This is a genomic window from Atopobiaceae bacterium, assembly GCA_022483015.1.
Taxonomy (GTDB): Bacteria; Actinomycetota; Coriobacteriia; order Coriobacteriales; family Atopobiaceae; genus JALCUE01.
In genome coordinates this window covers 1,614,605-1,628,040 of sequence record JAKVOB010000001.1, presented here as the reverse complement: position 1 = coordinate 1,628,040, position 13,436 = coordinate 1,614,605, and the positions used below count along the sequence as shown (strand labels likewise).

Annotated in this window: 12 protein-coding genes; 9 read left to right on the top strand and 3 right to left on the bottom strand. The window is 62.1% G+C overall.

Features of this window, described 5'->3' with window-relative positions:
* The first annotated feature begins 110 nt into the window (after nt 1-110).
* From LKE50_07020 to hflX, 4 genes are read left to right on the top strand one after another with little or no spacing between them, the layout of a single operon-like run.
* Nucleotides 111-428: a stage V sporulation protein S gene (locus LKE50_07020; GenBank protein MCH3968349.1), complete on the top strand. Its 318-nt coding sequence runs from the start codon at nt 111-113 to the stop codon at nt 426-428.
* Nucleotides 429-1,793, top strand: a complete 1,365-nt coding sequence (gene miaB, locus LKE50_07015) for a tRNA (N6-isopentenyl adenosine(37)-C2)-methylthiotransferase MiaB (GenBank protein ID MCH3968348.1) — start codon at nt 429-431, stop codon at nt 1,791-1,793.
* The gene (gene miaA / locus LKE50_07010) at nt 1,790-2,734 is read left to right on the top strand and encodes a tRNA (adenosine(37)-N6)-dimethylallyltransferase MiaA (GenBank protein ID MCH3968347.1); all 945 of its coding nucleotides are present in this window, start codon (nt 1,790-1,792) and stop codon (nt 2,732-2,734) included. Before miaB ends, miaA begins: the two co-directional genes overlap by 4 nt.
* The gene (gene hflX / locus LKE50_07005; protein ID MCH3968346.1) at nt 2,734-4,026 is read left to right on the top strand and encodes a GTPase HflX; all 1,293 of its coding nucleotides are present in this window, start codon (nt 2,734-2,736) and stop codon (nt 4,024-4,026) included. The genes miaA and hflX overlap by 1 nt, the downstream gene beginning before the upstream one ends.
* A gap of 4 nt (nt 4,027-4,030) precedes the next feature.
* On the opposite strand, the gene LKE50_07000 is transcribed toward hflX, so the two are convergent.
* Entirely contained in the window at nt 4,031-4,702 is a 672-nt protein-coding gene (locus LKE50_07000) for a DUF1624 domain-containing protein (GenBank protein ID MCH3968345.1), read from the bottom strand.
* 61 nt (nt 4,703-4,763) lie between these two features.
* Nucleotides 4,764-5,420 carry a transcriptional repressor LexA gene (gene lexA, locus LKE50_06995; GenBank protein MCH3968344.1) on the bottom strand — a complete coding sequence of 219 codons (657 nt, stop codon included), beginning with the start codon at nt 5,418-5,420 and terminating at the stop codon, nt 4,764-4,766.
* An 834-nt stretch (nt 5,421-6,254) separates the two neighbouring features.
* Between lexA and nrdR the strand changes: the two genes are divergently transcribed.
* From nrdR to LKE50_06970, 5 genes are all read left to right on the top strand, one after another.
* Nucleotides 6,255-6,704: a transcriptional regulator NrdR gene (nrdR, locus tag LKE50_06990; protein ID MCH3968343.1), complete on the top strand. Its 450-nt coding sequence runs from the start codon at nt 6,255-6,257 to the stop codon at nt 6,702-6,704.
* On the top strand, nt 6,701-7,144 hold the full coding sequence (gene dut / locus LKE50_06985) for a dUTP diphosphatase (protein ID MCH3968342.1): 444 nt from the start codon (nt 6,701-6,703) through the stop codon (nt 7,142-7,144). Before nrdR ends, dut begins: the two co-directional genes overlap by 4 nt.
* Nucleotides 7,145-7,229: 85 nt before the next feature.
* A complete protein-coding gene (locus tag LKE50_06980; protein MCH3968341.1) occupies nt 7,230-8,543 on the top strand; it encodes an NCS2 family permease in 1,314 nt (437 codons plus the stop codon).
* A gap of 91 nt (nt 8,544-8,634) precedes the next feature.
* Nucleotides 8,635-9,939: an NCS2 family nucleobase:cation symporter gene (locus tag LKE50_06975; protein MCH3968340.1), complete on the top strand. Its 1,305-nt coding sequence runs from the start codon at nt 8,635-8,637 to the stop codon at nt 9,937-9,939.
* A 152-nt stretch (nt 9,940-10,091) separates the two neighbouring features.
* Nucleotides 10,092-11,045 (top strand): FAD-dependent oxidoreductase, encoded by a 954-nt coding sequence (locus tag LKE50_06970; GenBank protein MCH3968339.1) that lies wholly within the window; start codon nt 10,092-10,094, stop codon nt 11,043-11,045.
* 774 nt (nt 11,046-11,819) lie between these two features.
* Here LKE50_06970 and LKE50_06965 read toward each other — a convergent pair.
* Entirely contained in the window at nt 11,820-13,430 is a 1,611-nt protein-coding gene (locus LKE50_06965; protein ID MCH3968338.1) for a ClC family H(+)/Cl(-) exchange transporter, read from the bottom strand.
* Between the last annotated feature and the right edge of the window lie 6 nt (nt 13,431-13,436).

The window sequence follows — 13,436 nt, the reverse complement described above, 5'->3', positions numbered from 1 at the left end:
GCGTACGGGAATCCCTCCAATCGGTAGAATATGCATAGCAGTTCTTGTGCCAGATATCCAAGTACCTCGAATCGCAGCAGCATCGTATGACCTCGAACCAGGAGACATGCATGGACTACCTCAAGGTATCAAGCAAATCCTCGCCGGCATCGGTCGCCGGGGCCATCGCGGGGCTCGTGAAGGATGGCGTACCCGTCAACATGCAGTGCGTCGGGGCTGGTGCCGTCAACCAAGCTGTCAAGGCAATGGCCATCGCCCGAGGCTTCCTCATACCGACGGGCGTGGACATCTCCTGTGCCCCCACCTTCTCGGATATCGAGATCAATGGCCAGCCGCGAACGGCCATCAGGTTCGCCGTCTACGTGCATCGCCTGGTGCCTCAGGACTCGCAGGCCCTCACCGATGATGGTGTGAGGACGGTTTGTTAGATGACCTATCCGTCCGTGCTCGTTGGGCTCACCTATTTCGTCCGTACCTTCGGCTGCCAGATGAACCTCCACGACTCAGAGCGTGTCTCGGGACTTCTGGATGCCTGCGGTTGTCTCGAGGTCGGCTCTGCTGACGATGCTGACATCGTCGTCTTCATGACGTGCTGCGTGCGCGAGAAGGCGGACACGCGCCTCTATGGCAACGTCACCGGCGTGTTTGGTGCGCCCATGCCTCCGAGTGGCAGGCGGACCATCGCCATAGGTGGCTGCATCGCCCAGCGTGACGGCGAGAACCTCCGCGAACATCTTCCTAACGTGGACGTGGTCTTCGGCACGGGTGCCATCCAGAACCTCCCGCATCTCCTTGCCGAGTCTCGTGGTGACGTCGGCGACGAGCTCGAGGTCGACGTCAGCGAGTCGTCGTCCTTCTCGACTGACCTGCCGTCCTCGCGTGCGACCGCCTTCCACGCTTGGGTCCCCATCATGTACGGATGCAATAACTTCTGCAGCTACTGCATAGTTCCCTATGTCCGTGGTCGTGAGCGCAGCCGCGACTTCGACGAGGTCGTGCAGGAGGTCGACCATCTCGTGGCCGATGGCGTCCGGGAGGTCTGCCTGCTCGGACAGAACGTGAACTCCTACGGCCGCGACCGATATGGTGACCCTCGCTTCGCCGAGCTGCTCCGCGCCGTGGGTGCAACGGGCATCGAGCGCATCAGGTTCACCTCGTCTCACCCCAAGGACCTCACGGACGATACGATCGCTGCCATGGCCGAGACCCCGTCCGTGATGCCCCAGCTCCACCTTGCCGTGCAGAGCGGTTCGACCCGCGTCCTCAAGGCCATGAACCGCCACTACACCCGTGAGGACTACCTTGCCCTCGCCAGGAGGATCCGTGCTGCCATGCCCGGCATAGCACTCACGACCGACCTCATCGTCGGGTTCCCCGGTGAGACCGAGACCGACTTCGATGACACGATGAGCCTTGTGAGCGAGGCCGACTTCGACGCTGCCTTCACCTTCATCTATTCGCGCCGTGACGGTACCCCGGCCGCACGCATCGAGGACGACACCCCGCAAGAGGTGATACAGGACCGTTTCGATAGGCTCGCGCGCCTGGTCGAGGCCCAATCCCTCGCATCGAACCGCAATGACGTAGGAGGGGTCGACCAGGTGCTCGTCGAAGGTCCCTCGAAGCGCAACACGGACGTCCTGGTAGGACATTCCGAGAAGAACCAGACGGTGCTCTTCTCTCCGGGCAAGGACCTCGATTCTGCTGCCCTCGTCGGCTCGATACTGCCGATGACCATAGACGAAGCCCATCCGTGGTACCTCAAGGGGACACCGGCCGGTGACCCTCGGTGAGCCAGGACGCGCAGGCTTCCCATGGCAGGACGATCTGCGTCGTGGGGCCGACCGGGTCTGGGAAGAGCGAGGTCGCCGACCGCGTCGCCGAACGGCTCGGAGGGGCTGTCATCTCGGTCGACGCGATGCAGGTCTATCGGGGGATGGATATCGGAACAGCCAAGACGCCTCCCTCGTCGCGTCGAGCCCCTCTACTCATGGTCGATGTCTGCGACCCGGGAGAGGGGTACTCTGCCCAGCGCTTCCAGCATGATGCACGTCAGGTCATAGACGACCTTACGTGCAGGGGCATCGTACCGGTGCTCTGCGGAGGCACGGGGCTCTACCTCGATGCGACCATCGACGAGCTCTCGTTGCCGGAGGGGTCGGGCGGCGACGCTCGTCGTAAGGCCCTCGAGAGACGCGCAGAGGTAGAAGGGGGCCAGGTCCTCCATGACGAGCTTGAGGCCCGAGACCCCAGGAGCGCGGCCCTCATCCATCCTCACAACGTTCGGAGGACCATTCGTGCGATCGAGCTCTTAGACGATGGCACGTCCTATGCCGCTTCCTATGGCTCCTCTCGCAGCCATGAGCCGCATTACGATGCGAGGATCTGGGGCCTGGCGACAGACCGCCAACGCCTCTACGACCGTATCGACGCTCGGGTCGACGGGATGATGGCCTCGGGGCTTCTCGACGAGGTGCGCACCCTAGGAGCGCATGGCCTCGATCGGGCACCAACCGCTTCCCAAGCCATAGGCTACAAGGAGCTCCTGGAGTATCTCGCGGGCGCCTGCACGCTCGACGAGGCGGTCACGAGGGTGAAGCGGCGATCAAGGCGATATGCGAAGCGGCAGCTCACCTGGCTTCGCCATGATGACCGTGTCAGATGGATCGATATGGATGTCACCGATGTCGGACATGCGGTGGAGACGATCGTCTCGGACTGGAAGGTCGGTTGATGGGTAGGTTCAAGCCTTATGTGACCCAGCAGGCGCGCGAGCGCGCGGTGCTCGTGGGTGTAGACATCGGGAGCCATGACTGGCCGCTTGATGACTCGATGGCAGAGCTTGCACGTCTTGCCGAGACGGACGGGGCCGATGTCATCGCGACCCTCACGCAACGTCTCGACGCACCCATCCCCAAGACCTTCATCGGAAGCGGCAAAGTCGAAGAGCTCGTCTCGCTCGTGCAGAGGTGCGAGGCCGATGTCGTCATATTCGACGACGAGCTGACGCCCTCGCAACAGGCCAACCTCGAGAAGGTCCTTCATGAGCCCGTCAAGGTCATCGACCGAACGGCCTTGGTGCTCGACATCTTCGGGCAGCATGCGAGCACCCGAGCCGGTCGCCTTCAGGTCCAGCTCGCACAGCTGCAGTACCTCTATCCTCGCCTGAGAGGCATGTGGAGTCACCTCATGGGCCAGCAGACTCGAGGTGGCATCGGGAGCCGGTTCGGCCAGGGAGAGAGCCAGCTGGAGGTGGACCGAAGGCTCGTGCGTGACAGGATCGTCTCCATCAAGGCCGACCTCGCCAAGGTCGAGACCCAGCGCGGTGTCCAGAGCAAGGCGCGATGGGAGTCCGGCATCTACCGTGTGGCGCTTGCCGGGTATACCAACGCCGGCAAGTCGACCCTGCTTAACGCGCTCACCGATTCCAGCGTCTATGCCAAGGACGAGCTCTTTGCCACGCTTGACCCCACGACAAGGGCCTTGGACCTCGATGAGGGACGTCGAATCACCATCACCGATACGGTCGGGTTCATCCAGAAGCTCCCGACTGACATCATCGAGGCATTCAAATCGACCCTCGCTGAGGTCTCTGGTGCCGACCTCATCCTGAAGGTCGTGGACGCGAGCGACGTGAACCTCGACAAGCAGGTCCAGGCGGTCGATGAGACGCTCGCGCTCGTCGGCGCCTCTGCCATCCGCTCCATAACCGTCTTCAACAAGTGCGACTGCCTCGAGGATGAGGGCCTCACCGTGTTGGGCGCCCATCATCCTGAGGCGCAACTGGTCTCCGCAACGACGGGATATGGCCTCTCGTCGTTGCTCCATGCCATTGCCAGAGAGGCCTCTGCAGGGGACGTCACGGTGACCGCCCTCATCCCCTATGAGAAGGGGATGCTCATGAAGCTGGTGCACGAGCGATGCCAGGTGGTACACGAGAGCTATGAGGGTTTTGGCCTGCTCGTGACGGCGAAGGTCTCGAAGCGAATGGCCTCGACTCTGGAAGCCTACCTCGTGGAGGAATGACCCTCTAGAGAAGGCCGAGAAGGACCAGAAGCAGCGGTTGGTGCAGGACATAGAGCGCAAGCGAGTGACGACCCACGAACTCGAGCGGCCTCGCATGGAGGCTGCTGCAGAAGCGAGGCCACCCTCTTGCGGACCACCACGAGCCGAGGGCGCTACCGCAGAGATAGAGCAGGCAGTAGGGGAGAAGTGGGTAGTAGTCACCCGAGGAGAACGTCGGACCTGGAAGGCCGAGCCAACTGAGCCAGTCGGTACCGTACATCGAATGCGGGAGTGCGATCGAGAGAGGTCCCAGACCCACACGGCCAGAAGGGACCTCGAGACACAGCACGAAGAGGGAGGCGAGTACCATCGCAGCCACGGGGCCATGGGGAGCGACTCCGAATCGCTCGAGGGCCCATGCGACGAGCGTCGAGGCCCCCATGCAGAATATTATGCCGAAGGTGATGGGAAGGTCGACTCCGGCCAAGGTCGTGACCAACGTGATGAGCGCGGCAACGGCCAGGTAGACCACCGAGCGCCTCAGGTTGCTACGCGAGAGCGCGCACATGCACCCGGCCAGGAGCAGGAACGTCCATGATATCGAGGCCCTCCAGATGTCCTCGAACGGTGGCACGAAGAACCAGAGCACCATGCCCTTGAGTGCCGTGAGGTCATAGCAGAGGTGAAAACCCACCATCGAGAGGCAGGCAATGCCTCTAAGGACGTCAAACCCGCGAAGACGAGCCGGATGACCCGTCTCAGGACATCGACCTGATGAGCGCCGTGACATGGCCGAGGATGGTTGGGTTGTCGGCATAGATGGGCTCCATGTGGTCGTTCTCGGGCTGAAGTCGGATGCGGTCCTTCTCACGGTAGAAGGTCTTCACGGTGGCCTCCTCACCGATGAGGGCCACCACGATCTCGCCGTTTCGGGCCGTGGACTGCTCGCGGACGACGATGTAGTCGCCGTCGAGTATCCCCGCGTTGATCATGGACTCGCCGTGGACCTTGAGGATGAACGAACTCGAGTCACCCACGATGGAGGTCGGGAAGGTGAGCGTCTCCTCAACGTTCTGCTCTGCGAGGATGGGGACGCCTGCGGCGACACGGCCGACCAGGGGAAGCGTCACCGTGTTCGCATCGAGGTCCTGCGTGACGCTGGCAAGGCCGGGCTTGGAATCGGAGGGCGTCGACCCTTCGGTGACCTCGATCGTACGCGGTTTGTTGGGGTCCCTATGGATGTAGCCGTTCTCCTCGAGGAACTTGAGGTGCGCATGCACCGTTGAGGGAGACGCGAGACCTACCGCGGCGCCAATCTCTCGCACTGACGGCGGGTATGCGTGCTCGTTGGTATAGGAGCAGATGAAGTCATAGATCTGGCGCTGGCGCTTGCTCATGGACCGCTTCTCAGACATGGCCCCTCCTTCTTCGTTACCCGCATCTTACGCCTTGTCAGATCACCATGCAAACAGATGTTCGATTCTCGCTTGACACGAACATACGTACGCTCCACAATAGATGCGAACATCCGTTCCATCCCATTGGTGTCCTAAGCGTCGGATATACCTTGTGTGTCAACTACGCGAGGGGAGCTCTCATGGTTCAGCAGGCATGCAGCAGTGAGTACGTGTACGAGGGGAGCTCGGCTCTTGATGTCTCACGTCCTCGTCTGACACTCCTTGAAGGCGGTGCCTCCAGCAGCCCCGCTAGGTCCGTGGCCGTCACCGCCCATCCAACGCACGCGCGCCCTTCGGCACCGGATGTCCCGATGGCCCGCACCCGCACCCGTGCCGCCTCGTCTGCCGTTGCCTCCGCAGCTGCGCCTCGCATGCGTGTTCGGCTGGCTACGGCCGCAGCTTCCCCGACGGCGCGTCCCGCGTTGGTCCTGAGCCATCGCCTTGCTGCTGGTTTCCTTATCGCATCCCTGGTAATCTGCCTTTCCGTGACCCTTGGCGTCGATGCGTTCCGGTCGCAAGGCGTGGCCACGGCTACCAGCTCACTCTCGACCACCCAGATTGTCGTTTCACAAGGAGATTCGCTCTGGTCCCTTGCCCGGTCGCATCCCATTGACGGGCTCTCTGACCAAGAGACGGTGCATTGGCTCGAGTCCGAGAACAGCCTTTCCTCTGGCTCCCTGACGGTCGGTCAGGAGCTGTCCGTGGCGGCCCGCTGAATTGCCCGTGAGGGGTGATTGTGGAGTCCGTGTGTGCTATCTTCCTTATGGAGTATAGGTATGCCGAGGGGAGATTATGCGCTGTCCCAGATGCGGGTGCGAAGAGTCCAAGGTCGTGGATTCGCGTCCCTCCGAGAACAATGATGCCATCCGGCGTCGTCGAGAGTGCATCAGCTGCGGCTTTAGGTTCACTACCTATGAGCGTCGCGAGGAGATGCCCCTTATCGTCGTGAAGCGCGATGGCTCTCATGAGACCTTCGACCGGCAGAAGCTCATGCGTGGGCTCATGACGGCCACCGTGAAGCGTGACATTCCCGTGAGCTCCCTCGATTCGCTCATCGACGACATCGTCTCCGAGCTCAGGGACCGTTCGGTCACCGAGGTTCATTCGGAGAAGCTCGGTGAGATGGTGCTTCATCGTCTCCTCACGCTGGACAAGGTCGCCTATGTGCGCTTCGCCTCCGTCTATCGAGATTTCCATGACCTTGACGAGTTCACCGAGGAACTTCGGAGGATTGAGCAATGAGCAAGAAGATTGAGGTACAGATTCAGCGTCTGGTCCCTGATGTCGAGCTTCCCTCATATGCCTACAAGGGGGATGCGGGCCTCGACCTCAGGTCGAGCGAGGAGGTGACCCTCGCTCCCTTCGAGCGAAGGCTCATCTCGACCGGCCTTGCCGTCGCCATTCCCAAGGGATATGCGGGCTTCGTGCAACCAAGGAGCGGTCTGGCTCTCAAGCAGGGCCTTTCCATGGCCAACACACCCGGCCTCATCGACTCTGCGTATCGGGGCGAGCTCAAGGTGGTCGCCATCAACCTCGACCCGCACCGTGACATCATCATCGAGCGTGGCGAGCGCATCGCCCAGCTCGTCATCCAGAAGGTTCCGGTCGTCGAGCTCGTTGAGGTGGACCATCTCGAGGGCACGAAACGCGGCTCGGGCGGTTTCGGTTCTAGCGGTGCCTGATCGCAGGCGCCGATAAGGCCTGTACAGCCAGGGGTGGCACCACGGGCCAGGTAACGTCGTTTCGTACTAGGGAGAGGGTTCGTACATGGAGAAGTTCTTCAAGATCGAGGAGCGCGGCTCGTCGACGCATCAGGAGCTACGCGCCGGCCTCGTGACGTTCCTCGCGATGGCCTATATCATCGCCGTCAACCCGTCGCTGCTCGTCGAGGCTGGCGTTCCCATGAACGCCGCAGTGACGTCCACCTGCATCGGTGCTGGTGTCATGACCATCCTCATGGGCCTCATCGCCAACCGGCCGCTGGCCTGTGCGTCGGGCATGGGTATCAACGCTGTCGTTGCCTTCTCGCTCACGGCCGCCGCAGGCGGAGACTGGCATGCCGCCATGGCCGTCATCCTGCTCGAGGGCCTCGTGATCCTGGTCCTCGTTATCTGCGGCCTCCGCGAGGCCGTCATGGACGCCATACCCGAGTCGCTGAGGCATGCCATCGCTGCTGGTCTTGGCCTGTTCATCGCCTTCATCGGCCTCAAGGATGGTGGCATCATCGTCTCGAACGAGTCGACCTTCATCACCATGGGGTCCATCACCAGCCCGACGTTCATCGTCGCCGCCGTCTCCATCGTCGCCACGATGGTCCTGTATTGCCTCAAGGTGAAGGGCAACGTCCTCTGGGGCATCATCATCGCGGTCATCGTCGGCATTCCCCTGGGCATCACGGAGATGCCCACCGGCATCGTCTCGGCGCTTGACTTCTCCTCCTTCGGTGCTCCCTTCCAGACCGACGCCAACGGCATCATGGGCATCGCGAAGGTCGTCACCACGCCAGCGCTCCTCATGTTCGTCTTCTCGCTCATGATGAGTGACTTCTTCGACACCATGGGCACGGCAGTCGCCGTGGCCAAGCAAGGCGACTTCCTCGACGAGGACGGCAAGGTCGAGAACATCAAGGAGATCCTGCTCGTCGACTCTGCTGCCGCCGCAGTCGGTGGCCTTACCGGTGCCTCGTCGATCACGACCTTCGTCGAATCATCTGCCGGCGCGGCCTCCGGCGCCCGCACTGGCCTCGCATCCGTCACGACCGGCGTCCTCTTCATCCTTGCGGCGTTCTTCTCGCCGCTCATCTCCATCGTCGCCTCCGCCGCAACCTGCGGAGCCCTCGTAGAGGTCGGCTTCCTCATGATGGGCGAGGTCAAGGCCATCGATTGGTCCGACGTCCTCGACGGCTTCCCGGCCTTCATCACCGTCGTTGCGATTCCGTTCACCTATTCCATCGCGACGGGCATCGGCCTTGGCTTCATCAGCTACTGCATCATCGCGCTTGCCTGCGGCAAGGCCAAGCAGATCAAGCCGCTCATGTGGGTGGCTGCCGCGGCCTTCCTGGTCTCGTTCCTGTTTGCCTAATGACGATTCGTGTTCCAGGGAGGACCCTGCTTCGTGAAGCAGGGTCCTCCCTGCATGTCGATGACTTGAAGATTCACTTGAGGAGCAAGCAATGAAGAAGCAGCGAGACATCATCGGAGTCGACGACCGGGTACCGGTTAGCCACGCCATTCCGCTCGGAATCCAACACATGATGAGCATGTTCGGCTCGACCGTCCTCGTACCGATGCTCACGGGCCTTCATCCGTCCATCGCGATCATGTGCTCGGGCATCGGTACGATCTGTTACCTACTCGTGACCCGCAACAAGATCCCGAGCTACCTCGGTAGCTCGTTCGCATTCATCAGCCCGATCGTGGCCGTCGGCGCAACCAAGGGCCTTGATGCGGCGCTCTCGGGAATCGTGGTGGCCGGATTCGTCTACCTCATCGTCGCAGGGGTCATCAAGCTGGTCGGCACGGGATGGATGGACAGGATCCTTCCTCCCGTACTGGTCGGTTCCGTCATCGTGGTCATCGGTGTCGGCCTGTCTGCCACGGCCGTGAAGATGGCACTCAACTCGAGCACGGACTCCTTCGTGGCAACTGGTGCCATCGTCGCTGGCATCACACTGCTCTCAGCGGTTGTCTTCTCGAGCATGAGCGGACTCATCGGTACGGTGCCAGTGCTCCTGGCCATCGTCGTGGGCTATCTCAGCGCCTGCTTCGCGGGACTCGTCGACTTCCAACCGGTCATCGATGCCGCGCGGGTCGGCCTTCCCACGTTCACGTTCCCGCGCTTCGACATGGGCGCCATCCTGCTCATAGCCCCGGTGGCCTTCGTGGTGATCATCGAGCACATCGGTCACCTGCTCGTCGTGGGCGAGATCGTCGGCAGGGACTACAAGCCGATGCTGCCGCAGTCGCTGGCCGGTGACGGTATCGCGACGGTCATCGCCGGCTTCCTGGGTGGTGCCCCGACAACGACGTATGCCGAGAACATCGGCGTCATGAGCGTGACGCGCGTCTATTCGACCCAGGTCTTCTGGTATGCTGCCGGTTTCGCCCTCCTCGTAGGCGGCTTCTGCCCCAAGCTCGAGGCCCTCATCATGAGCATCCCCACGCCGGTCATGGGTGGCGTGAGCCTGCTGCTCTTCGGACTCATCGCCGTCAATGGCCTGCGTATGTTCGTGAGCAACAAGGTAGACTTCTCGATCAACCGCAACCTCATGATCGCGGCGGTCGTCATCATCGTCGGCGTCGGCATGGAGTGCTCTGGCATCTCGCTCCCGATCGGCGACTACACGCTTCCTGGCATGGCCACCTCGGCGCTGCTGGGCGTCATCATGAACCTCCTGATTCCCCAGGAGACCCACTCCGAGACCCCAGCAGAGCGTGACGAGCGCCTTGCCAAGGAGGCTGCGGAGACTCAGGAATAGCCTCACCCTGACATATGCATCACACGACGGGCCCCCACCATCACCACGTGGGGGCCCGTCGTGTGATGTGGGCATATCCTATGACGTCAGATGCTTATGCTACCGTACATGGTGAGACACGATTTCCGTCACTCTCGAGAAGGGCAGCTCACATGTCTGAGGACCTGACCGTTCATGACCTCGTGATAGTTGGCGGAGGACCCGCGGGGCTCTCCGCCTCCATCTATGCCAGTCGTGCCCTGCTTGATGCCGTGACCGTGGAGCAGGGTGCCTTTGGCGGGCAGGCAGCCATCACCGACCAGATCGAGAACTACCCTGGAGTCGAGACCATCAATGGGGCGGAGCTCGGCATGCGCATGCAGGCCCAGGCCGAGTCGCTCGGAGGTGAGTTCGTCTATGATGCCGTCACGGGCATCGACTACGACGAGGGTTCGTCCCTGTTCACATGCTCTTGCGAGAGCGAACCGAAGCTCGTCTCCAGGTCGGTCATCCTCGCGACCGGCGGTACTCCTCGTCATGCAGGGTTCACAGGCGAGGAGGAGTACGCAGGTCACGGCGTGTCCTACTGCGCCACCTGCGATGGCATGTTCTACCGCGGGAAGCCCGTCTATGTCATCGGAGGCGGCAACACGGCATGCGAGGAGGCACTCTTCCTCACGCGCTTCGCGAGCCATGTGACGCTGATCGTACGCAAGGACCATGTGCGAGCCACGCCAGCCATCGCCGAGCAGCTCGGGGGAAACGACAAGATCACCGTTCGCTATCTCACGAGCGTTGCGGCTGTGCATGGCAATGACGGGCTCTGCTCTATCACCTTGCATGACAACGCCTCCGGACGTGACACGAACGAGGACTTCTCGGAGGGTGGCTTCGGCGTCTTCGTCTTCGTGGGGCATGTGCCTTCGACGGAGCTCATCTCTGACCTGGTCCATCTCACTCCCGCAGGAACCGTGACCACCGACGAGCGCATGGAAACATCGCTCCCGGGTCTCTTCTGCGCAGGAGATGCCCGCGAGAAGCCCTTGCGCCAGGTGATAACCGCGGCCTCGGACGGAGTCATCGCTGCCACGAGCGCGGCACAGTTCCTCGGTCAGACTGCCGAGTAGGGGAGAGGCACCTCCCCCAGGACGCCGAGGCGTACGACGGGCATTCCTGAGTCCTGACCCTCATGGCTCGATGTGTCCGACAGAGTATTCCATATCGTGATGAAGGTCCTGAGGTGCCTTTACTCACGAGTTGTCTGTTGAGATGGATTATGTAAACCTGAAAGATCAGACCAGGCAGGGACGGGTCGAGCGACCTGGTGCCGTGGCATCACGATTGTAGCCGCCTCGCTAAGATACGAACCGAGCGATGCGAGCAATGCGTGAGAGGAGTTCCCATGCTGAGGGTTCCTCGGTCCCACCACCGAACATCAACTCTGTCAGCGGCGATCTTCATCGAAGGTATTCGGGTATCTCAGGGCAACCAGCTGACTCTGGGTCCTACGTGGCATTCAGATACCCATCGACCGCAGGGGCCAAGAGACTACGTGGGCCGACGCTCCAGGCCTCTCATTCCAAGGGCTTAGAACGCCTCTGAGAGGGCCATCAACGGAGCGTTACCGTGCCGTGGCAGCTCACGTGTCAAACACGCGTATATGGCTTCAAGGAGTCCCGGCCTCGGACGCTCACCGTGAGCTTGAGACTGGACCCGAAGGCGTCAGCCAAGCACCAGGTTGCGTGTCATGAGGGTCTCTCCAAGTAGAAGTACTTGGTGCCTCATAGTCCTACGCTATGGCATTGATGAATCGACTGCACACGGCTAGCTCGTCCAAAGCATAGTCATAACCGTGATAATATATGTTATGTTAAGTGGCGACAAGGACGACCAGGGATGGCCTATCCGTCCCTCTCCCCGGAATCGGCCTCTTGCGACTTGAGGAATCCCCTGGCAAGTCCGCGTACGATGATGTCCGAATCATCCTCGGTGGTGCCATCCATGAGCACGAGAATCCTGTCGAGGGCCTGGAGCCGGACCCCTCCGGTGGCCAACATGGTCTCTCCGCTGCGCTGTACTTCCACGACAAGGACGCGTGCCGGCCATGGGACCTCGCGTATCTGCTTGCCGACAAGGAAGCTCCCGACCTCGATGACATAGGTCCTGAGGACCTTGCCATAGGCACCTCGCCCTGGGACGCTTTCGGCCTCCTCCGAGCTCATCCCCATGAGTCGCGCGACGAGATGCTCATAGAACGGGTCGACCTTGAGCAGGTTCGCCGTCACGTAGGAAACGATGGAGACCATCGAGAGCGACAACAGCGCATCGAAGCTTCCCGTGAGCTCGAACACCAGGACGATGGCGGTCACAGGGCTCCTGACGACGCCAGCGAAGAGCGCCGCGACCCCGAGCATCATGAAGTTCGTGATGTATCCCACGCTCATGCCTAGGGAGTCGACGCAGACCGTGCCAAAGATGGCCCCAGCGAGGGCGCCCATCACTACCAGAGGGAAGAGCGTACCTCCTGGTGCCCCAGACCCGAAGCATATAGTGGTGTAGAGGTACTTCCCCACCAGGAGCGCCACGAGGCCGACGAGCGGGATCATCGTGCCGCTCTCGAGCTGGGCGACAATCGCGTCCCCACCGCAGAGCAGGTCAGGGGCCATAAAGCCGATGAGGCCGGCGAGTGCGAACGGGAGGACAAGACGCGTATAGGGTGCTCCCTTGGAGATGCGCGAGAACCGGTCGCTCGTCCAGAACATGCCGACGTTGTGAAGCGCCCCCAAGGCACCCATCATGATTCCCATGAGGAGGACCAGCCAGTAGGAGGCGTGCGGGAGGTCGCTCGCGAAGTGGAACGTGAGCACGGGCTTGATGCCCAGCACCTGGCTCACGAAGAAGTCCGCGACGACGCATGAGCTCATCACCGACACGACCAACGGAGCCGAGAAGGACTTGTGGATCTCCTCGAGCGCGAACATGACGCCGGTGAGCGGGGCATGGAACGCCGTCGCCATGCCGGCCGAGGCCCCGCAGGTCACGAGGATGCGCTCCTCTCCCCTCCCGAGGTGGAGCCCGCGCGAGACCGCCTTGCCCGCCATGCCGCCGATCTGCACGGCGGGGCCCTCCCTACCGAGCGAGAGCCCGGCGAAGGTGCAGAGCGTCCCCTCGGCGAACTTGGCCGCCAGGACCCTATGCCAAGGCATGTCGATACGCCCCATGACCTCGACGTCCACCTGTGGGATGCCTGAGCCCTGCGTGTAGGGCTCCCAGACCATGAGGCGCGAGACCCCCATGAGGACGAGGGCGAGCACGGCGAACCAGCCTGCGATGAGGAGCGGGTTGGCAGAGCAGAACGAGAGGATCTGCCTGAGCAGCGACTCGGCTCCCGAGAGGCTCAGGCGGTAGAGGGTCACCGCAGCCCCGCCCACGAGCCCGACGAGTGCTCCCTCCCATACCATGTTGACCTGGAAGCGCCCCGAGAGGCGGCGCTTCACCGGATCCTGCTCCATATGCCC